We start from the raw sequence: 21,540 nt of genomic DNA on the forward strand, positions 1-21,540 counted from the left end.
ACCTCTACTCTGAATAAAAATTTCAAATTAAAAAACAATCATGAATATCTATGTATGCAAAATGTCGTCGGTTTCATTCTCTGCGCTGGTGAATTCTTCTACATCAAGGCTTGCTCAACGAATCCTACTACAATTTCATTTTTTCACGGAAAAAGAGCCACAATAAAAATGGTATCTGTAATTAGAATCCTTGGCAAGAAAAATCATTTTTTTCAGTTTTTAGGGAAGAATAGGGCGAGACAGGTTTGACCGAAGAGTGAACTCAAATCACCGCTCATGAGCCAATTGCGAATTTGTATTAAAAGGGAATGATCCCTCGTGGTAATGAATGGAAATAGTCATTAGACCTGGTTTTGATGTTGGGAGGATCTTTTATATGAACAAAATATTTACCGCGCTTGTTTTTATTGGTGTGCCTCTTTCTGTCGTAGGTACATTTATGCATTGGTCTAGTATCTTACTTTTTATCATTTATTGTATAACGATTATTGCTCTTGCAAGCTTTATGGGAAGGGCTACTGAGAGTCTGGCCGTTGTGGCAGGTCCTAGAATTGGGGGATTGCTGAATGCAACTTTTGGAAATGCTGTTGAATTAATTATCTCAATTTTCGCCCTTAAAGAGGGATTAATTGGGGTAGTCCTAGCGTCATTAACAGGCTCTGTTCTTGGAAATCTGCTATTAGTTGCTGGTTTGTCTTTTTTTGTTGGAGGCTTAAAGTATAAACGCCAGTCCTTCAATGTCTTTGATGCAAGGCATAATTCAGGATTGTTGATGTTTGGTGTCATTGTTGCTTTTGTTATTCCAGAAATCTTTACAAAGACAATGACAAAGAATGATACGCTCAACTTTAGTGTAGGGATATCGATTATTTTAATTACTTTATATTTGGCTGCATTATTTTTCAAGCTTGTCACCCATCGAGGAGTTTATTTGACAGATGATAAGAATGAAAGTCGGAATCACGAGGAAGAGCCTGAGTGGGGAACAAGAAAGGCATTAATAATACTCGCGCTAGCCACACTAGCTGTTGCTTATGTTTCCGAAAATTTAGTTCATACTTTTGAATCTGTAGGAGAGGCCTTTGGATGGTCAGAGTTGTTTATTGGTGTTGTGATTGTTGCCATTGTTGGAAATGCAGCAGAGCATGCAACCGCTATTATTATGGCGTACAAAAATAAAATGGATATTGCGGTTGAAATTGCAGTCGGCTCTACATTACAGGTTGCGATGTTTGTTGCCCCATTGCTAGTTCTCTTATCATTGATGTTTCCTGTAGCCATGCCTTTAGTCTTCACATTACCAGAGTTAATCACGATGGTTACTGCGGCTCTCCTGATGATTACGATTTCGAATGATGGGGAGACCAACTGGTTTGAAGGAGCCACCCTATTAGCAGCGTATTTTATTATGGGAATCGGGTTTTATTTATTATGATATGTCCCACACAAAAACGGCTCTGACGAAATCAAAAGGGTTCTGTTTTCGGGTGCACTTTTGATAAATGGAATAAGGAATGACGTGTGAATTGGCACACGTCGTTTTTTTTGTAATGACGGCAGAACAAATTGTTAGAGAATTTTTTGAAGAAGTACGTTCAGGTAATAATCCTGACTACGCAAATCAATTGATGGCAGAACAAGTATTGGCACATCAAATTGTATCTGAAGAAGAACAAACAGTGTTGAGGACTCCTAAAGATTATACTGAACAAACATGTAAGGGAAATGATTGAAGCATTCACCAGAAAGTACTTGTAGCTTTCTAGGGGATATACAAATTCACGGTTGTGTGTCTTGCTGATAATTTTGACCAATAACCTTCGAACACCATGGACTACTTAGGTAGTTCTTTTTTTATGAGGAAAACAAGATTGTGAAAAATTGTACTTAAACTATTTGGGGCAAGTGTTGAAGATAGAGGGGGGCTGGGTAATCCTTCTTTCTTATTCGACTAACGGTGCAGTATAGATGAAGAAGGAAATGGTATAATTTAAGAAAAATGTAAAAGGGAAAGCAGATTTTATTGGATAAATTAAACGGTCGTAAATTTATTTCAATTGAAAATACACGATGGTATAGACACCGAAGATGGGGGATAAAAGTATGAAAGCAGTAATGGATCAAAGGAAATGGCATTGGTTGGACTATTTTCTCTTTTTCATTCGAACGATATGGATTACTTCTAATGGCTATTCGATATTTATTAGTACGACAGGTTCGGGAAAGTGGGTTTTACTTTTATGGGCTAGTTGTTCTTATATAATACCCCATCTATTTTATCGTCCTGGGCTTATTAGATTCCAATATTATTTAATTGCAGAGGTGTTGTTAACGGGTTCTTTGTTTATTTACTTATCGAGTCAATATGAATTATCTGTGACTTACAGTTTTTTATTCGTGCCTATTCTTACTGTTGCTTATGCTTGTCAAGTTAAGCCGTTAAATTGGTTAGGACTTTCCTTATTAGCTGGTACATGGGTCGGCAATCTCTTCACTGATATGGATATCTATGCACTTTTTGTTGACACAACTATTTTTTATGGCATTGGGTTTTGTTTAGGAAGGATGACCATTGTCAATAACACAAATAAAGATTTAATTGCCTCTATTGAGGAAAAAAACAAGGATTTGGAATATTACTCAAAAAAGATTGAGGAACTGACGATTAAGGAAGAACGAAATAGAGTTTCTCAAGATTTGCATGATACAGTTGGCCATATTTTCACATCGGTCATAACAAGTTTAGATGCCCTTCCTTTTCTATATCAGGCAGATAAAAAAGAAGCAGAAAAAAGTATAAAAGAGATTTCAGATTTAGCACGAAATGGATTGAACGATGTGAGAAAAACAATTCACCATATGTCACCAACGAATCATCAAACGCTTGTTGAATCGGTTAAAGAATTGATAGCTGATTTTATGAAACATACATCAACGGATATACAACTTAATGTCGAAGGGGATGTGACCGAAGTAGGTGAAAGAATAAAGTTAGCTATTATTCGTTGTATACAAGAAGGACTTACAAATGCGAAAAAACATGGTCAGGCAAGTTTTATTAAAATAAATATTTCGTTTAAACAAGAAGAATTGATTGTTCTTATTGAAGATAATGGAAATGGTTGTAATGAATTAAATATAGGGTTTGGCTTACGCTCAATGAAAGATCGAATATCGGCATTAGCGGGTACAGTTAACTTTTATTTTGAATTGAATAACGGTATGAGGATAACGTGTAACATACCTATGGCAAAGGAAGTTTAATAATAATGATTAATGCGGCAATAGTTGAAGATCAAGAGATTTTAAGAAAAAGCTTAAAAATTGTAATTGAAAGTATTTCAGACATTAAGATTGTTGGAACTGCGGAAAATGGAGAACAGGCAATTGCTCTATGCGAAAAGGAAAACCTTGATATTGTTTTAATGGATATTCAAATGCCGGTGATGGATGGTGTAAAGGCGACAGATGAAATTAAAAAACGTTGGCCCAATATAAAAGTTATCATCCTTACTACTTTTCAAGATGTTACACACGTTTTGAATGCCTTAAATGCTGGTGCGGAGGGGTATATATTAAAAGCTGTTGATCCTGAATTTTTAGTTCAAGGAATTAAAATGGTGTATCACGGAGGTTCCCTCATTCCTCAACAATTAGCAAAAGAGGTGTTTGGTCAGATACAATTAAATAATACCGCACACTCAGAACAACTTGACCATAACTCTATGAATCATCCATATGATTTAAATAATCAAGAATTAAAAGTTTTAAAATGTTTAACTCAAGGATTATCCAATAAAGACATTTCAGAAAAGATGTTTCTTTCAATGGGAACTGTGAAAAACTATATTTCTACCATTTATTCGAAATTAAATGTAAAAAATAGATCTTCCGCTATTATTAAGGCTATGGAAGAGAGTCTTATAGAAAAAAAGAAAAATTGAAGTAAGAGAGTGTAGACAAAGTTCAATTGACTTTTTCTACGCTTTTTTTTTTTGAAGTTATAAATATTAGCCAATGGTCATAATTTGTCGTTTTTTTATGACTTACCGGCACTACAGTATATTACTTTTCATTTGTAGAGTATTTAGTAGGAGGGATTAGATGAAAAATATAAAGAGATTAATAAAATATATTGGAATATTTATTATTATAATTCTGGCAATAACACTTTTTCGCCCCACATGGACTTCGAATATAAAAGGTGATAACAGTATTAGTGTTTTAGAACAAGTTAAGATCAATGGTACAAAACAGCAAATAATGATTAGAGGTCGTGATCAAAATAACCCAGTCATTATTTATGTACACGGGGGACCGGGCTGTTCCGAAATTCCTTATGCAGCTAAGTACCAAAACTTATTAGAAAAGGATTTCACTGTCGTTAATTACGATCAAAGAGGAAGCGGCAAGTCGTATCATTTTAATGAGGATTATTCTAATTTAACTGCAGATTTACTTGTAGATGATTTATTAGAACTTACTGATTATATTTCGGAACGATTTGGTAAAGAGAAAGTGATCTTAATTGGTCATTCTTACGGTACATACGTTGCAACAAAAGCTGCTTATAAAGCTCCAGAAAAATATGAAGCCTATATTGGGATTGGTCAGCTGAGTAATATGAAAGAAAGCGAAATAGATAATTTAAATTATACAATAAGTGAAGCGAAGAAAGCCGGAAATACAGAAGATGTGAAGTATTTAGAGGGGATTACTGAAAAAATATATAATGGTGAGGCAATTACACCAAGAGATTATGTGGGTAAGTACGGCGGAGCTACAAGGCTTATTGATATGCCGGATGGCGATATACTAGGAATGCTATTAAGTAGTGAATATAATTTATTGGATTTAATTCGCTATAATTATGGACTTGCTAAGACACAAGAACAACTTGTAAAAGATACTTTTGATAAGCAATTAACTAAGATAGTTACAAAACTCGATTTACCATTTTATTTTGTAATGGGTAAATACGACGGTATGACTTCATCTAATGCAGCAAAAAAATATTTTGATATGATTGAAGCGGATAAAAAGGAATTTATTCCTTTTGAGCAATCAGCTCATTATCCACAATTTGAAGAGAAGGAAAAATTTAACAAATGGATGTGCGATACCTTTATAAAGTAAAAATAAATAAATATGTAGGCTAACGGGTAGCATTCGTTTAATAAGATACCTTCCATCTGTTTAATTATGTACCAGCTCATGTTATAATAAGGAACTTAGGATAATTACGAATTTTACTCATGATTGAACGGATGCCGAGAAAAGCCTCCGCGCAAGCGTAAAATATAGAGGTGTAAGAGAATGAACAAACGATGGACGATTAGTAAAATTAAAGAATTTGTTGAGAACAATTCGGAAAGTAAGTTGCTTACGACAGAATATCACGGTTTTTCTCAAAAGTTACTATTTAAATGTGCATGTGGTAGCAACTTTGAAAAAACGTTTACGAAATTTAAGAATAATCATCAACGTAAATGTGACGTGTGCCAACCTCCAAAAGCGTCACGCTAAACGTATAGCGAATAAACGAATTGTCGATTTCTATTAAAGAGAAATATGCGCTATTTCTTCAATTAATAGGGGCGTTGATCCAGACAGGATCAATGCTCTTTTTTGTTGAACTAGCTTAATGAAACGGTAGTTTTGCTGACAAATGGTAGTTCGTTATAGGATAATGGTGATGTATATGATGGACAAAATATTACGGGGATAATTCGATAAAGAAGGAAGTGTTAAAGGATGAATTTAGAAATGGTTATGCATGAGCTAGAAGCCCTCGGCAAGGAACGAACTAAAAAAATGTACATATCTAATGGTGCGCATGAGCCGCTTTTTGGCGTGGCTACAGGTGCAATGAAGCCAATAGCAAAGAAAATAAAAATAAATCAACCTTTAGCTGAAGAGCTTTATGCCACAGGGAACTACGACGCGATGTACTTTGCCGGCATTATTGCAGATCCAAATGCAATGACTGAATCGGATTATGATCGTTGGATGGATTCAGCGTATTTTTATATGCTGTCAGATTATGTGGTTGCAGTAACTTTAGCGGAAGCAGATATTGCACAAGACGTTGCAGATAAATGGATCGCAAGCGGTGAAGAGCTGAGAATGTCAGCGGGCTGGAGTTGCTACTGTTGGCTTTTAGGGAATCGCCCGGACATTGAATTTTCCGAAAGCAAAATTGCCAACATGCTTGAAATTGTGAAAAATACGATTCACGATTCGCCAGAACGAACGAAATCTGCTATGAATAATTTTCTATACACTGTTGGGGTTTCATATTTGCCGCTCCATGAAAAGGCGGTCGAAACTGCAAAGGCAGTAGGTCCAGTAGAAGTCAAACGGGACAAGAAAAAAAGTAGCTTCCTACACGCTTCCGAAAATATTCAAAAGGAAGTAGATAAAGAGAGGCTTGGTTTCAAACGAAAATATGTAAGATGTTAAACGATTGCCTAGCATCGCGTACGATCTTGAAATATTGGGTGCCATTCTTTAATAAGATGGCATCTTTTTGTATTGGATTATTTTCCTTGAACAATAGTTTTGAATAGGAAAGTGGTATTTTAAATAGGCACAGTAACCATTTGAAGCCCAAGTCTTACACTATGATGAATAATTTTCTTTTAATAATCCCATTAAAGAGGAGCAAATGATGGTAAGAAGAACCAATGTCCTTACTGGTGGGAATGTGCCTCAACCAATCCGAAGTGATGGAGCTGGAGGGATTGATTCCGGACAGCGTAATATTATGCGGGATCTACAAAATCCGAATATGTTCGTCCCGCCTATTACGGATGCAGGCTTGCTCCCTAACTTGAAATTCTCATTTTCAGATACTTCTATGAAATTAGATCACAGGAGATGGTCCTGTGAGATCACGGTGAGGGAACTTCCTATAGCCACCACCCTTGCTGACAAATGAATTTTTTGAAGTTGACGTGGGGAAGAATTATTTCCTCCCCAGTTCTACTTTAAGGTCAAATTTTTTAAATTCCATACATCATTACATATTTAAACAATTCAGCAGGCGTCTTTCCTCCGCCGCCTGTAAGGTAATGGTTTCGGTCTGTTTTATCAAAACCGCTATGGATAGATAGGACTAAATTTGGCGTGTATCCGACAAACCAAGCATCTTTATTGCCATTAATTCCTTCAAGATTGGCTTCTGTGGTGCCTGTTTTCCCTGCCAGAGGTGTACCTATATCCGCAAGCCTTCCAGTCCCGTAAGGTTTTGATATGACACCTTGCAGCATTTTTGTCATCTCACTGGCGGTTTCTTCGCTCATGATGATTTTTGTTTCTATTGCTGGCGATGGCAATACTTTTCCATGCGAATCAACTATTTCCTTAATTGCATGAGCCTTTGTTATCTTTCCTCCATTTGCAAAAGCGGAATAGGCCTGTGCCATGTCTAAAGTGGATGCACCATATGTTAAACCACCTAATGCTAGCGAAAGGTTTCGGTCATTAGGATCCAACTCGATACCCGCGTTTTCTACGAAGTCATATCCCTTATTAATACCAATTTGCTGTAGTAGGTAAACAGCAGGCACATTCAAGGAACGTCCAACCGCTTCCTCCATTGATACATCACCATAATAGCGGTGCTCTGCATTTTCCGGTGAGTAGTTTCCGAAATTCATCGGCTCATCTTTAAGTAAAGAATCGGGTTCCCATTCATTCGTTTCTAATGCGGGTGCATATACAGCAAGCGGCTTAATCGTTGAACCTGGCTGGTATTTTGCTGTCGCATGATTGAAATCTTGGTACACATAGTTTCTTCCCCCATACATGGCTAAGATTGCACCGCTGTTTGGATCAATTGCAGTCATGCCGACCTCGACTTGCTGATCCGGTTCATCTTCCGTAAAACGGTAATTTTCAACAGCCTGGTTCATGGCTTGGTGAATGGAGGTATCGAGGTTTGTATAAATTTTATAACCGCCCCTATATAAATCTTCCAATGTCACACCGTATTCCGAAGTAGCCTCTTTCAAGGCGTAATCAATGTAGGACTGATAGGCACTATATTCTTGAGTTGTTTTAGGCGGAAGTTTGATTTCCTCCTTGTTGGCTTCTTTTTCTTCCACCTCTGTGATTATGTTGTTCTTTCTCATTAGTGAAAGGACGGTTGCTCTTCTTTCTTTGGCAAGATCCATATTACTGCGCGGAGAATATTTGCTCGGTGCTTTTGGCAGCCCAGCCAATAAAGCTGATTCCGCTATATTTAAATCTTTTGCGTCCTTCCCGAAATACTCTTGTGCTGCTGCCTGAATCCCATATGCTCCACTGCCGAAGTATATATGATTCAAGTACATCTCCAATATTTGTTCCTTTGTGTATTTCCTTTCAATTTCTGCTGCGATTACCATCTCTTTTGTTTTCCTTTCGATTGTCTTTTCGTTTGAAAGGTAAACGTTTCTTGCAAGCTGTTGGGTGATGGTGCTTGCACCCTCAGTGCGACTCCCTGATTCAATGTTTTTGTATAATGCCCGCAGGATCCCCTTTGGATCTACTCCCTTATGTTCAAAAAAACGTTTATCTTCTGTGACCACGAAAGCCATTTTCAGATATTCCGGTAGATCTTTCAGGAATACGACTTCCGGGTGTTCTTTATTATGGAGTTCTTGGATCTTTTCACCGTTTTTATCATAAATCACAGTATTACTGTATACATCAAGTTTACTGAGATCTACCTTTACATCATTTACATACTCCGTGGGTGAACAACTTGTTAAGACGAGTAGGATAAAAAAACAACACAAAATTAGTTGATTTCTTCTGTTAATCATGATGCGCCTCTTTTTTTAATCTTTCTTTTTTCTTGAAAAACGAATTGCCATCCGAAAAAACAACAATGTGGAAACGAAAATGAAACTGACTATGCTTAATTCTTCGGTTGTCGTCATGAATCCGCCAAAAGACTTCTAATGAAATGAAAAAATATCCTCCAAAGCCATGAATAGAGGAATACCCACATAACCATCATTATTTATTGTCTCTGTAATCCAGTTTTCTATTTATAATTTAAATCTTTATTTATTCAAAAAAAATGAAGCAATCCAATATAGTGCAGCAATCCATATCAGTATAATGATGATTCCAGCTGTCCAGTTTTACTTTTTTACCTTTTCTGATCTTCTTACAATTTCCCGGCATTCTTCCAGTACATCATCCGGAATTAATTTAAGGACGAGATTAATAGCCAAGGGGACAAGAATAATATCATCAAGATAGCCTAGAACTGGTATAAAATCAGGAATCAAATCGATAGGGCTGAATGTATATGCAACAATCAGAATTGACAGGAGTTTGACATACAAAGGTACTTTTGGATGTTTATTGGCTTCGACCAGCACAAAAACTTCTTTCTTTATATGCTTTGCCTTTTTTTTTATTTTTAACAAAGTTTCTTTCATGTAAATCACCCTAAGTTTGAATTCAAATAAATTGTATCTTATGTTATTGCGAGATGCAACAACTGTTACATTTATTATTTTGTGGTAAAATAAAAAAAATTTCTTTAGGGGGTAAAACACATGCCTGAGCTACATTGGATTATTTTCTCTTACAAAATACCGGCTGAACCTTCCTCTGTTAGGGTGAGGGTGTGGAGGAATTTGAAAACACTAGGTGTACATTACATCCAGCAATCAGTTTGCATATTTCCATACCGGGATGAATTAATGAAGAAATTAAAAAAATTGGAGTTGCTTATTGCTGAAAATGGAGGAGAGACGACTTTTTTAAAAATAGAAAAACTTTCAGCGCAATCTGAGCCATTGATTTTATCTGAATTCAATAAAGAGCGCATGATTGAATACACCGAATTCATTCAGGAAGCAAATAAATTCCTGGATGAAATAGAAAATGAAAGCAAAAAAGCTAACTTTTCATTTAGTGAGATTGAAGAAAATGAGGTGGAATTGCGGAGATTAAAAAAATGGCTCCTTTTAATTAAGAGCAGGGATTATTTTTTATGTGAATTACAAGATATGTCCGTAGCTTTATTTGAGGAGTGCAATATTGCTTTTGAACGGTTTACTAATCATGTTTACAAGCATGAAGGGATTCTAGAGGAATGACACGAATATCTATTTTATACCAACAGCTCAAGGCTTTTATTACTGGAAAGGACTATTGCTAGCGTCACATAAATAATTTCTCTGTTTCTCCATTCTTTACATGAGACTCTATTTTAGCAAGTTATTTGAACATTTTATAAATTGAATAGTTTAAATTGTATAAAGCATTTCTTTGTAATGAGGAATGCTTTTTATTTTTGTCTAAAATAACAGTTCATATCAATAAAAATATCATAAAAATAAATAAAAATTTATTGTAAAACGATAAATAATATGCTAAATTCAAATTAACAATAAATGTGTGGGGTGCTTTTATGAAACAAGTGTCAACGCTCTTTTTAAAGATAGCTGTTATTCTTATTGGAATTCCGATTCTTGCAATGTGCATCTTTTTGGTACCTGAGATAGTGAATATTACAGAAAAATTGCTACCAGAGTTAGCTTATATAAAATATCCCGTTTCCATCGTTTTTTATGCATCGGCGATCCCTTTTTACTTTGCTTTGTATCAGGCTTTCAAACTTTTACGCTATATTGATAAAAATAAAGCTTTCTCGCAAATTTCTGTAAATGCTTTAAAGAAAATCAAACAATGTGCCATCACAATCAGTATTTTGCATGTGCTAGTCTTGCCGCTCTTCTATCTTTTTGCGGATAAAGAAGACGCCCCAGGTGTTATCTTTATCGGATTGGTTGTTCCTTTTGCTTCGATGGTTATCGCAGTCTTTGCGGCTGTTCTCCAAAAACTTTTACAAGAAGCGATTGATATAAAATCAGAAAATGATTTAACGGTCTGAGGTGAATAATATGGCAATTATAATCAATATTGATGTGATGCTGGCTAAAAGGAAAATGAGCGTAACAGAGCTTTCGGAGAGGGTTGGAATCACAATGGCTAACCTTTCTATATTGAAAAATGGAAAGGCAAAAGCGATTCGATTATCAACTTTAGAGGCGATTTGTAAGGCTTTAGAATGTCAACCTGGAGATATTTTAGAATACCGAAGTGATGAAGACACTCAGGATTAATAACTTTTTCCATTTTTTCAATGAATCAAATTTAGAAAAGGGGGGCTACTCATGAATTTAACCATTCAAAGTTGGAGGCACAATTCCATGAGGGCACTAAAACAGCTCGTTCGTTTTGGCTGGGAGCAGGCCCTATCATGTTTGTTTCCTGTCGTTATTTTTGCCTCATTGGCTTTTACAAAATTTATGCCACTTCCCTTCCTTCCACGCTATGACTGGATGCTCATCATCTGCCTGCTGATGCAGTGGTGGATGGTGCGCTCTGGGCTTGAAACACGGGATGAATTAAAGGTGATTACACTGTTCCACCTTATTGGCCTTGCTCTTGAACTTTTCAAAGTAAACATGGGCTCATGGTCTTATCCAGAGGAAGGATATTTCAAAATTTTTGGAGTGCCTTTGTATAGCGGATTCATGTATGCAAGTGTAGCGAGTTATCTTTGCCAGGCATGGAGGAGGTTGAAGGTTGAACTGATTAAGTGGCCACCGTTTTTGGTCGTTGTACCTCTTGCAGCTGCGATTTATTTGAATTTCTTCACCCACCATTTTTGGATTGACGTTCGTTGGTGGTTATCTGGACTTGTCATTATCGTCTTTTGGCAATCATGGGTCACATATGAGGTTGATGGAACTCGTTACCGTATGCCACTCGCACTTTCTTTTGTGCTCATCGGATTTTTTATATGGATAGCCGAAAATATTGCAACGTTCTTTGGAGCTTGGGAATATCCAAACCAAGCCGATGCATGGAGCCTCGTTCATTTAGGAAAGGTGAGTTCATGGCTCTTATTAGTGATTGTTAGCTTTCTTATAGTAGCGACGTTAAAGCAGGTTAAGGGAAAAAGTCCTACTAGGATAGATGCTAGTCAATTTTTATAACTGTTTTAAAAAAAGTCGAATCCTTAGCATAGTAAGGAATTCGACTTTTTTTACACATTAAGTAAGTATAAACTGCCAGCGCAGAAGATGATTCGACGCAGTTTCTAATTTTAGGAATTAAGTGTAAGTGCAACTACGCCTTTGTCTTCGCCTTTCCAAGGCTCGCCAATCGGCGAGTTTTCTTTAGGTTGAAGTTCTTCTAGCGTACAAAATTTCTAATAAAAAGGAATGTAAATCTACTCGCTTTAAGGCATTGATCACCAACCTTTACGTTGTTACTTGACCATGAAACCTATATGGGAATGATGACTACTATGCAATAAAAAATTCATCCTCCTTTTTGATAAGCGAATTGACTTTACGGCCCTCCTTTTTCTTAAAGGTAGGTTTATTATATATTGATTTTAGATATTTGTAAATATTCTGATTTTTACAAAATGATTACAAATATTTAATTCATTTATTGTAGAAAGAAATATTTTTTCTCAAATGGATAATAAACCTAATCTCCGAAAAAACTATAAGCAAACCTAAAAGAATAGTGAGTTGAAAGGAGTTCGCATCATGAAAAAATACATGTACATTATCTTATTAGGTCTAATAGCCATGTTTTCATTTCAACAGCAAATATGGGCAGAAAAAGAGGAGAAAAAAGCAGAGCAAACACAGAAAATGATTGCTGTGCCAAACTCTGTTTTGAAAATCACAAAAGAGAACACATATCCAAATCCGGCTCAGGATATGCCAACTCTTCAGCCTAGTGAGCTTGCACAAAGTCTCATTGATTCAGCGAAAGTAAAGATTGAAAATCCAGATTTAATTCGATTATTAAATGAAACAACGGTAAATAGCACTCCGTTTGCAATTGGGTATCGCGCCATCATTTACCTTGGTCAATGGCCATTAAATTATGAATCAGCGGAAACATCACCAAACTGGGAATACCAAAAAATTAATACAAATTATCATGATAATCGAGGCGCGAATATGCCTTATCAAATTCATTATGTTCAAGAAGCTCAGAAAATCGTAAGAGGGGGATTAACTGCAAAAGTTCCAAATACAGAGGATGTTAAAGAAATGATGCTATTAAAAGCAATGGAAAAATCGGGTCTTCCTCTTGCATTCGAAACGATTATCGGGGCAGGGACAAAAAAGGATCATAAATACAATATTCCTCCTAAGCGATTAGGTTATCTATATGGCTATGCTCCTGCCGTGAATGAAAAAGGAAAAGTCACTTATGGGGAAGTGTATTTAATGTTAAAAGGCAATAAGAAAATGATTATCATTAAAAATGTAACATCCCAAGGAGTGGGAGCATGGATCCCGATTCAGGATCATGTATCATTTGGGTTTTTAGCATCAGAGAGACCAAGGTAGGTAAAACACAAAATAACCAGCTGTTAAAATTAACAGCTGGTTATTTTAGATTTCATCGTAAGAAAGTCGGTATCGTTATAATAGCTATTTTTCACAAGAACATTAGGGCCGAGGCAGCGAATATTCGGACAATGGCAATTTAATGATTGCGCAAGGCTTGTTCCCATCCATTTATCAAAAATGTCTGTGAGCATGTCGTTTTGAATATTTCCGAGAGGTGGTGTGTCACCGAAATCAGTCACAATCACATCCCCGGTGAAAATATTAATATTTAAGCGTGAACGTCCATCAGGGTCGTTACGAACCGTTACATTTTTTGTAGAATATAATCGTTTCAAAAGCTCCAAGTCTTTCTCATTTGAACTGCATGCGTAATAAGGCAGAGTTCCAAATAACATCCAGGTATTTTCATCACGTATATCTAATAGGTGATGAATCGCTGATCGAATTTCATCTAATGAAAGTGTTTCTAAGTTGGAAGCAAAATCTGAAGGATACATTGGATGAACTTCATGACGCTGGCATTTCATTTCTTCTACAATTTGCTTATGGATTTTTTCAAGATAGGGAAAGGTCCGCTTATTCAGCATCGTTTCAGCTGAAACGATTACGCCAGCATTCACTAACTCCCGACTGTTTTCAATAATGCGTCTAAACAGCTTTTGTCTCTGTTCGATCGTTGGCTTACGATCCATCATCGCAAAGCCGCCTTCAATAAATTCTTCTTCCGTCCCCCAATTGTGTGAAATATGCAGAACATCTAAATAAGGGATAATGGCTTCATAACGGGCTAATTCGAGTGTTAAATTTGAATTGATTTGGGTTTTGACTCCTCGATTATGGGCATATCGAAGCAATGGCACGACATATTCTTCCACTGATTTAGTGGATAGCATTGGTTCTCCACCAGTGATGCTTAGTGCTCTTAAATGAGGAATCTCATCTAATCTTTTGAGCATTAGCTCAACAGGAAGAGCATTCGGGTCTTTTGGCTGAAGAGTATATCCAACAGCACAATGTTCACAGCGCATATTGCATAAAACGGTTGTAGTAAATTCTATATTGGATAATGTTAGCTTTCCATATTCGTCCATATCAAGATAGGCTTCCCACGGATCACGTTCAGGTTTTATTTGTAAATGTTTAGAAATCATCGTTTTCTCCTTTTAAATTAAATCCCTTGAAAAATTATTCATCTAAAATGAACTTCTGTCAACCGTTCATGCCTAAAAACACAGATTTAATACGTATTATTTAAACGTATTGTTTTTGTTCACTTTAAATCATCAAAAAAACAAATTGACGCAAAGCCAAAGAAGGTTTATTATAAGCCTATTAACGACCATTTAACGACAATTACAAATAGTCTAAAAATTACATTTTTAGGGTGAAATTTCAAGGGGGAGTTAGCGATGAAGAAGGAGATGCCATTTATAGTAGCAATCATTCCACTTTTTGTCATGATTGTCACGATGGTGATTACGGTGGTTGTGCTTGAGCAAGGACCACATATTCCGCTAATAGTGGGAACAGCTACTGCTTCACTTGTTGCTTGGCGCTGTGGATATAAATGGAATGAAATTGAAGATGCCATGTATAAGGGGATTCGTCTGGCACTTCCGGCAGTAATTATCATTATGCTGGTTGGGATGACCATTGGTGCTTGGATTGGCGGTGGAATTGTTGCCACAATGATTTATTATGGATTGAAAATCATTACCCCTTCGCTTTTCCTCGTTTCCATCACGGTGATTTGTGCGATTGTATCACTTGCGATCGGAAGCTCCTGGTCAACAATGGGAACCATTGGTGTTGCAGGCATGGGCATTGGACTGAGTATGGGGATTCCTGCTCCAATGATTGCAGGAGCCATTATTTCTGGATCTTATTTTGGAGACAAAATGTCACCCCTATCTGATACAACGAATTTAGCGGCAGGATTAACAGATACAGATTTATTTGTACATATCCGTCATATGCTTTTTACCACAATTCCCGGTCTTGTAATTGCATTAATTGCCTATGCGATTATGGGGATGAAATTTAAAAATGGAGCAATGGATACAGCGAACATTGAACAAACCATTCAAGTTCTTCAAGATAGCTTTGTAATATCTCCTTTTCTATTAATTATTCCGGTTCTTGTTATCGTTCTGGTAGCTAAAAAAGTTCCGGCGATTCCAGCTTTAATTGTTGGTATTTTATTAGGGTTTTTATCACAAATCTTCATTCAAGGTGGATCTATTTCCGATGCGGTTGCATCACTGCAAAGCGGTTTTGTTATTAAAACAGGAAATGTAATGGTTGATGAACTCTTTAATCGTGGCGGATTAGATTCCATGATGTATACCGTTTCAATGACGATTGTCGCCATGACCTTTGGAGGAATTCTAGAAAACACAGGCATGCTTGAAGCAATTGTGAAACAAATTCTAAAGCTTGCCAAGTCAACAGGAGCTCTTGTCGCTTCAACTGTTTTATCATGCTTTGCAACAAATGCATCCTGTTCGGAGCAATACATCTCGATTGTTATTCCGTCCAGGATGTATGCTAAGGCCTATCGTGAGAAAGGACTTCATTCCAAAAATCTTTCTCGTGCCCTTGAGGATGGGGGAACATTAACGTCTGTGTTTGTTCCATGGAATACATGTGGTGTCTTTATTTTGGGTACACTTGGCGTTAATGCATTTGATTATGCGCCTTACGCAATATTAAACTTTATCGTTCCCGTAATCTCAATCATTTTTGCTATGACTGGTTTTACAATTGTTAAACTAACCGAATCTGAGAAGATCGCACTTCAGAAAAAGGATGAATTGATCCTGAAGGGATGATATCTAAATAAAAGGAAAAGGAAAGTTCATGTGCGCTTGAGCTTTCCTTTTTCTTAGCTAATAAGATCTCAAAAGAAAAACGAAGCATACGCCTATACAGGAGAATGCTTCGTTTTCTAAAAGTAAATCGGGATATTAAGTTTATATAAAGCGCGAGGCCGTCCTTGCTGATAAGTCATTTCCTCGCCGATAATCTGAATATATCCATGGTCAGAAAGCTTTTTTATCATTCTTTCTGCGGAGCGCCTTGTGACCTGCAGATAATCTGCCAAGTCTGCAGAGGTAAAGTGATGCATTTGTTCGTTTTTGGCAAATTCAATCATTTTTGATAGGTTGGCAGGACTTAATTTTGCCTTTTGGGCGATAAGGTATAAATCAGGATGGGTGTTCACTAGTTTTTGCTGCATTTTCTTATGAGGGAAAGGTCCTAGTAACTCCTTGCTTTCTGTTAAAATATAGCAGCAATCTTTTTCTTGATCTTTCTCTGCGAAGCTTAGGGCAATCATGGCATTTTTATTGGCGTCCTTGATGGAAACACCATAACCAAAACCAACAGCTGTTTCCTCTGTTTCAGTAAATAATTGTTGGAGAACATCTGAGTTTAAAGCCTCAATGTCTCCGCGCGTACAGTATAATGCGAACAAGGAATCATTTATTTCTTGGACAGTAGCATGAATAGCATGGGCAAAGGATTCCAATTTTTTTCTTTGATGGACTGAATGGATTGAAATATAGCCAACTGCAGCTTGAGATGCTTTGCTTTTCTTATATTCAGCTTTTTCTTTAGCATTTTCCAGCCCTCGAATAAGAGCTGTTTTCGGGTCCGCCATTCTCATGACTGGTATCCCTAGATGGTGCAATTGATTATAAACGGCATGTACACTTGTTATCGCTAAGTCAATTTCACCTTTTTCCCAAAGTGACTGATGAAAGGAAACAAGCTGATTAAAATCATAAAGATCTTTCCGTAAAAAATGCTCATAATCCATGACATGCATCGGAGTGGCTTCGATATCAACAGCGGTTAATACATTCGAGACAATGGCTGCGTCGAATAAATCAATGGAAATTCGCTCAAGTAAGATCTTTTTATGGTATAATGCAGCCAATAAAGAAGAGGCAATGGTCATTTCATCCTGAACTAAATAGAAAACAGGAATCCGCAGCTGTTCGTGATAATCTTTGGAGAAATAATAGGGCAGTGCACCGGATAGAAACACAGCATCGCATGGCATTAATTGTTTTAATAGCTTTAATGCTTCCTGGGGCTGCTGATACATATAAAAGTCTAACTCAATATCTGCTACTTGATCGGCAACAGACTTTGTACTATCGATAAATTCTGCTGAGCCAATGACTGCAATCTTTGTATTCATACATTCACATCCAGTTATGGGCAATTTTGATTAATAAACGACTATTTACCGACAAGTTTATCAATTTTTTATAAAATAGAAAAGGGGTTATTTTAATGAAAATTACTACAATCGAACTTTATGCGATTCATTTGCCACTCCATGTTCCTTTTGTCGTTAGCTATCATACATACGATTATATGCCATCCATTATCGTGAAAATCGAAACGGATGAAGGAATTATTGGGTATGGTGAAGGAGTAGCGGATGAGCATGTAACAGGCGAATCATTGGAAGGTGTGTACCACATTCTTAAAAGCACTTTAGCCCCTGTTTTGATCGGGCAAAATCCATTAGAAATTGAGAAGATTCATGACCTGATGAATAAAACCATTTATGGGGCTCCGACTGCAAAAGCGGCTATCGATATCGCTTGTTTTGACATTATGGGGAAAAAGCTGCAGCAGCCAGTCTACCAGCTTATTGGCGGACGTTATCACGACGAATTTCCGATTACACATGTGTTAAGTATTGCCGAGCCTGACCAGATGGCTGCTGAAGCTGCGTTTATGGTCGAGGAAGGGTATAAATCTTTTAAAATGAAAGTGGGAACGAATGTAAGTAAAGATGTTGAGCGCATACAAGCTGTTCGCGAATGTGTAGGAGAAGATATCGCCATTCGTGTGGATGTCAATCAAGGCTGGAATAACAGTGCAACAGCACTTGTAGCGTTAAAGCAATTGCAGGATTGTGATCTTGATTGGGTTGAACAGCCGGTCGTTGCAGATGATATAGATGGGATGGTGGAAATCAAGTCAAAGACGATGATCCCTCTAATGATTGACGAAGGATTAAGAGGTCAGAGAGAAATGCTTGAGATCATCCAGAAACGTGCAGCACATAAAGTAAATATTAAATTAATGAAATGTGGAGGGATTCTTCCAGCAGTGAAGCTGGCTCATCAAGCAGAACTTGCTGGAATTGAATGTCAGATTGGCTCGATGGTCGAATCATCTATTGGATCGGCAGCAGGATTTCATGTTGCTTTTTCCAAGAAAATCATCACAAGTGTAGAGCTGACTGGTCCTTTGAAATTTTCGAAGGATGTAGGTAATCTACATTATGATGTTCCATTTATCCACTTAACGGATAAGCCGGGATTAGGTATAGAGATGAATGAAAAAGTATTGGGAGAATTAACAATACATCAGGATATAGTTCGTTAAGGAGGGAAAGGAATGAATCCTATTTATGAAGGAACGCTAATAAAAGATGGTCAGGCCTTTCCCTATACAGTTCAACTATTAACGATGGATCATTTGCCAGAGATTTTACTTGTACAAGAACAAGTTGTCTCCCATCTTAATGAAAAAAATATACTTCAGCCATTAACAGAAGAAGAGTTTCAATTCATTCTTGAGGGGAATGGGCTGATGATTGGTGCTTTCGTTGAGGAAGAGCTTATTGCTTTTCGGGCGCTGTTAGAGCCTATTATTGACAGTGAACATTTAGGGATAGATATTGGATTGCCTGAATCAGAGCTGAAAAAGGTGATCTATCAGGAATTATCGAATGTGCTGCCTGCTTATCGCGGGAATCAGCTGCAGAAAATTCTTGCATCGCTAATTATGAAAGAGTTAGGACAGCAGAGTCACAGCTATCGATATGTTTGCTGTACGGTTGCGCCCTTTAATATTCCCAGCTTGAAGGATAAATTTTCACAAGGGATGCGAATTGCTGCATTGAAGGAAAAATACGGTGGTAGTATGCGTTATATTTTTGTGAAGGATTTGGAAGAATCGGGAGAGCAAGGATGGGGTGATAGTATCTTCATTCCCATGAAGGAAATTACAGCTCAACGATCGCAGCTTGCACTGGGTTGGCTAGGGATTCAAATGGTGGAGCGAGAAGGAGAGCTTTTGGTCGAATACGTCAAATAAGATCGGCTTACTTAAGGAAATAATAACAGAAAAGCGAAATGGAATTGCATAAAGCCGAAATTTTCGGTAGGATGGTAACGTAGTGAAAGGAGAGAGGCTTTTTGGGAAGTCCTATACAAGATAAAAGCAACCAAGTTCAATTTTTAAAGCAGCGTTTAAATATGTTTCTTGATGTTCTTGAGGCAATTGAGCCAGAAGAGACTGATATTGATGATATCGATCGTCTAATTGAGATGATTGATGATATCGAATCAAAATGCCGTGAATTTAATCATCGCGATATGTAAGAGCCTGAAAATGGGCTCTTTTTATTTTGGGCTTCTTTTCCCGCGCCGGACTGGAAGCTTTGTCTTTCATTAACATTATGTTAGGAGTATAATAAGGACGGTAATTATTATAATTTTCATAAAGAAATAGATATAAACACGAAGCAAAGGGGAAGGGGAACGAGGATGAATATCGAAAAGTTTCAAGAAAGCATGTATCAACTGATTGTTGAAACATCAACAAAGCTTCCAAGAGATGTACGCCGTGCGATTAAGGCAGCAAAGGAAAGAGAAAGCGCTGGAACTAGATCAGCGATGAGCTTAGCTACAATCACGAATAATATTAAAATGGCTGATGATAATGTATCACCGATTTGCCAGGATACTGGTCTTCCAACCTTCAAAATTAAGACTCCAGTTGGAGCAAACCAGCTTGTTATGAAAGAAGCAATCAAGAATGCGATTGCACAAGCAACAAAGGATGGTAAGCTTCGTCCGAATTCAGTTGACTCGCTTACTGGGGATAATAGCGGGGACAATCTAGGTTTAGGGCTTCCAGTTATTAAATTTGATCAATGGGAAAAAGACTATATTGATGCGCGTTTAATTTTAAAAGGCGGCGGCTGTGAAAATAAAAATATCCAATATAGCCTGCCATGCGAGCTTGAAGGATTAGGACGTGCCGGACGTGATCTTGATGGGATCCGTAAATGTATCATGCACTCCGTATATCAAGCTCAAGGACAAGGCTGCAGCGCTGGCTTTATCGGTGTTGGCATCGGCGGGGACCGTTCTTCAGGCTATGACCTTGCAAAAGAACAGTTATTCCGTTCAAACGACGATGTGAATCCAAATGAGGATCTTCGCAAGGTTGAAGAATATGTCTTGGAGAATGCCAACAAGCTTGGTATTGGTACGATGGGCTTTGGCGGAGAAACAACTCTTTTAGGCTGTAAAATTGGTGTTATGAACCGTATTCCTGCTAGCTTCTTCGTATCAGTAGCTTACAACTGCTGGGCATTCCGTCGTCTAGGGGTTGCGGTTAATCCTGAAACAGGTGAAATCAACGAATGGATGTACCAAGAAGGAGAAAACATCGACTTCGTTGCGACTGAAGCAGAAAAAGAGACAGCTGCAGCTGCTGAAACAAATGCGGAGGTTATTACTTTACAAGCTCCAATTACTGAAGAACAAATTCGCAGCTTAAAGGTTGGCGACGTTGTTCAAATTAACGGAAGAATGTACACTGGCCGTGACGCAATTCACCATCACTTAATGTCACATGATGCACCAGTTGATTTAAATGGACAAGTTATTTACCACTGTGGTCCTGTTATGCTAAAGGACGCTGAAGGGAAATGGCATGTAAAGGCTGCTGGTCCAACGACAAGTATTCGCGAGGAGCCATACCAAGGCGATATCATGAAAAAATTTGGCATTCGCGCAGTGATCGGAAAAGGCGGAATGGGACCAAAAACATTAGCAGCTCTCAAAGATCATGGCGGTGTGTACCTAAATGCAATCGGTGGAGCGGCTCAATATTATGCAGATTGTATTAAGGGCGTTGAAGGCGTTGACTTAATGGAATTCGGTATTCCAGAAGCGATGTGGCACTTGAAGGTAGAAGGCTTTACTGCAGTTGTTACAATGGATTCTCACGGAAACAGCTTACATGCTGATGTGGATAAATCATCTTTAGAGAAGTTAGCTCAGTTTAAAGAGCGTGTGTTTTAATGAAATGGTAGCTCTAG

Annotated in this window: 20 protein-coding genes and 2 pseudogenes; 18 read left to right on the forward strand and 4 right to left on the reverse strand. The window is 37.5% G+C overall.

The features are described 5' to 3' along the window. Window positions 1-376 precede the first annotated feature (376 nt). The 8 genes and pseudogenes from cax to FSZ17_RS05720 form a co-directional block, all read left to right on the forward strand. Window positions 377-1,435 carry a calcium/proton exchanger gene (gene cax, locus FSZ17_RS05685; protein WP_057775339.1) on the forward strand — a complete coding sequence of 353 codons (1,059 nt, stop codon included), beginning with the start codon at window positions 377-379 and terminating at the stop codon, window positions 1,433-1,435. 115 nt (window positions 1,436-1,550) lie between these two features. Continuing rightward, window positions 1,551-1,740, forward strand: a pseudogene (locus tag FSZ17_RS05690) (ester cyclase); the annotation flags it as partial. A gap of 363 nt (window positions 1,741-2,103) precedes the next feature. Then, window positions 2,104-3,264 carry a sensor histidine kinase gene (locus FSZ17_RS05695; protein ID WP_057775337.1) on the forward strand — a complete coding sequence of 387 codons (1,161 nt, stop codon included), beginning with the start codon at window positions 2,104-2,106 and terminating at the stop codon, window positions 3,262-3,264. Between the two features lie 5 nt (window positions 3,265-3,269). Continuing rightward, entirely contained in the window at window positions 3,270-3,944 is a 675-nt protein-coding gene (locus tag FSZ17_RS05700; protein ID WP_057775335.1) for a response regulator transcription factor, read from the forward strand. Between the two features lie 160 nt (window positions 3,945-4,104). Further along, a complete protein-coding gene (locus tag FSZ17_RS05705; protein ID WP_057775333.1) occupies window positions 4,105-5,136 on the forward strand; it encodes an alpha/beta fold hydrolase in 1,032 nt (343 codons plus the stop codon). A 180-nt stretch (window positions 5,137-5,316) separates the two neighbouring features. Continuing rightward, complete coding sequence (locus tag FSZ17_RS23635; protein ID WP_057775330.1) at window positions 5,317-5,526, forward strand: hypothetical protein; 210 nt, start codon at window positions 5,317-5,319, stop codon at window positions 5,524-5,526. Window positions 5,527-5,754: 228 nt separating this feature from the next. Next, window positions 5,755-6,462 (forward strand): DNA alkylation repair protein, encoded by a 708-nt coding sequence (locus FSZ17_RS05715; RefSeq protein WP_057775328.1) that lies wholly within the window; start codon window positions 5,755-5,757, stop codon window positions 6,460-6,462. Between the two features lie 205 nt (window positions 6,463-6,667). Continuing rightward, a pseudogene (locus tag FSZ17_RS05720) lies at window positions 6,668-6,931 on the forward strand (oxalate decarboxylase); the annotation flags it as partial. A 73-nt stretch (window positions 6,932-7,004) separates the two neighbouring features. Here the strand turns inward: FSZ17_RS05720 and FSZ17_RS05725 are convergent. Together FSZ17_RS05725 and FSZ17_RS05730 are read right to left on the reverse strand one after the other, a co-directional pair. After that, window positions 7,005-8,810, reverse strand: a complete 1,806-nt coding sequence (locus FSZ17_RS05725; protein ID WP_057775325.1) for a transglycosylase domain-containing protein — start codon at window positions 8,808-8,810, stop codon at window positions 7,005-7,007. A 324-nt stretch (window positions 8,811-9,134) separates the two neighbouring features. Continuing rightward, window positions 9,135-9,437, reverse strand: a complete 303-nt coding sequence (locus FSZ17_RS05730; protein ID WP_082625351.1) for a YkvA family protein — start codon at window positions 9,435-9,437, stop codon at window positions 9,135-9,137. Window positions 9,438-9,557: 120 nt separating this feature from the next. Here FSZ17_RS05730 and FSZ17_RS05735 point away from each other — a divergent pair, with 120 nt between their 5' ends. The 5 genes from FSZ17_RS05735 to FSZ17_RS05755 all read left to right on the forward strand — a co-directional run bounded on the left by FSZ17_RS05735 (window position 9,558) and on the right by FSZ17_RS05755 (window position 13,394). Further along, window positions 9,558-10,103, forward strand: a complete 546-nt coding sequence (locus FSZ17_RS05735; protein WP_057775322.1) for a Chromate resistance protein ChrB — start codon at window positions 9,558-9,560, stop codon at window positions 10,101-10,103. A 314-nt stretch (window positions 10,104-10,417) separates the two neighbouring features. Beyond that, window positions 10,418-10,900: a DUF2975 domain-containing protein gene (locus tag FSZ17_RS05740; RefSeq protein ID WP_057775320.1), complete on the forward strand. Its 483-nt coding sequence runs from the start codon at window positions 10,418-10,420 to the stop codon at window positions 10,898-10,900. A gap of 10 nt (window positions 10,901-10,910) precedes the next feature. Next, window positions 10,911-11,132: a helix-turn-helix domain-containing protein gene (locus FSZ17_RS05745; RefSeq protein ID WP_057775318.1), complete on the forward strand. Its 222-nt coding sequence runs from the start codon at window positions 10,911-10,913 to the stop codon at window positions 11,130-11,132. A gap of 87 nt (window positions 11,133-11,219) precedes the next feature. Continuing rightward, on the forward strand, window positions 11,220-12,011 hold the full coding sequence (locus FSZ17_RS05750) for a DUF817 domain-containing protein (RefSeq protein WP_082625356.1): 792 nt from the start codon (window positions 11,220-11,222) through the stop codon (window positions 12,009-12,011). A gap of 564 nt (window positions 12,012-12,575) precedes the next feature. After that, entirely contained in the window at window positions 12,576-13,394 is an 819-nt protein-coding gene (locus FSZ17_RS05755; RefSeq protein WP_057775314.1) for a YfkD famly protein, read from the forward strand. A gap of 29 nt (window positions 13,395-13,423) precedes the next feature. Here the strand turns inward: FSZ17_RS05755 and yfkAB are convergent, their stop codons facing one another. Then, window positions 13,424-14,548, reverse strand: a complete 1,125-nt coding sequence (gene yfkAB, locus FSZ17_RS05760; RefSeq protein WP_082625350.1) for a radical SAM/CxCxxxxC motif protein YfkAB — start codon at window positions 14,546-14,548, stop codon at window positions 13,424-13,426. A gap of 258 nt (window positions 14,549-14,806) precedes the next feature. Between yfkAB and nhaC the strand changes: the two genes are divergently transcribed. Continuing rightward, window positions 14,807-16,228, forward strand: coding sequence for a Na+/H+ antiporter NhaC (gene nhaC / locus FSZ17_RS05765; protein WP_057775312.1), 1,422 nt, complete (start codon window positions 14,807-14,809; stop codon window positions 16,226-16,228). A gap of 116 nt (window positions 16,229-16,344) precedes the next feature. Here nhaC and FSZ17_RS05770 read toward each other — a convergent pair whose 3' ends face one another. After that, window positions 16,345-17,604, reverse strand: a complete 1,260-nt coding sequence (locus FSZ17_RS05770) for a helix-turn-helix domain-containing protein (protein WP_057775311.1) — start codon at window positions 17,602-17,604, stop codon at window positions 16,345-16,347. 95 nt (window positions 17,605-17,699) lie between these two features. Between FSZ17_RS05770 and FSZ17_RS05775 the strand changes: the two genes are divergently transcribed. The 4 genes from FSZ17_RS05775 (at window position 17,700) to FSZ17_RS05790 (ending at window position 21,523) form a co-directional block, all read left to right on the forward strand. Next, complete coding sequence (locus tag FSZ17_RS05775) at window positions 17,700-18,809, forward strand: mandelate racemase/muconate lactonizing enzyme family protein (RefSeq protein WP_057775309.1); 1,110 nt, start codon at window positions 17,700-17,702, stop codon at window positions 18,807-18,809. Window positions 18,810-18,821: 12 nt separating this feature from the next. Further along, window positions 18,822-19,523 carry a hypothetical protein gene (locus tag FSZ17_RS05780; protein WP_057775307.1) on the forward strand — a complete coding sequence of 234 codons (702 nt, stop codon included), beginning with the start codon at window positions 18,822-18,824 and terminating at the stop codon, window positions 19,521-19,523. A gap of 101 nt (window positions 19,524-19,624) precedes the next feature. Continuing rightward, on the forward strand, window positions 19,625-19,810 hold the full coding sequence (locus FSZ17_RS05785) for an SE1561 family protein (protein WP_057775304.1): 186 nt from the start codon (window positions 19,625-19,627) through the stop codon (window positions 19,808-19,810). A gap of 165 nt (window positions 19,811-19,975) precedes the next feature. After that, complete coding sequence (locus FSZ17_RS05790; RefSeq protein WP_057775302.1) at window positions 19,976-21,523, forward strand: fumarate hydratase; 1,548 nt, start codon at window positions 19,976-19,978, stop codon at window positions 21,521-21,523. The last annotated feature ends 17 nt before the right edge of the window (window positions 21,524-21,540 follow it).

This window comes from Cytobacillus dafuensis (assembly GCF_007995155.1).
GTDB lineage: Bacteria > Bacillota > Bacilli > Bacillales > Cytobacillaceae > Cytobacillus > Cytobacillus dafuensis.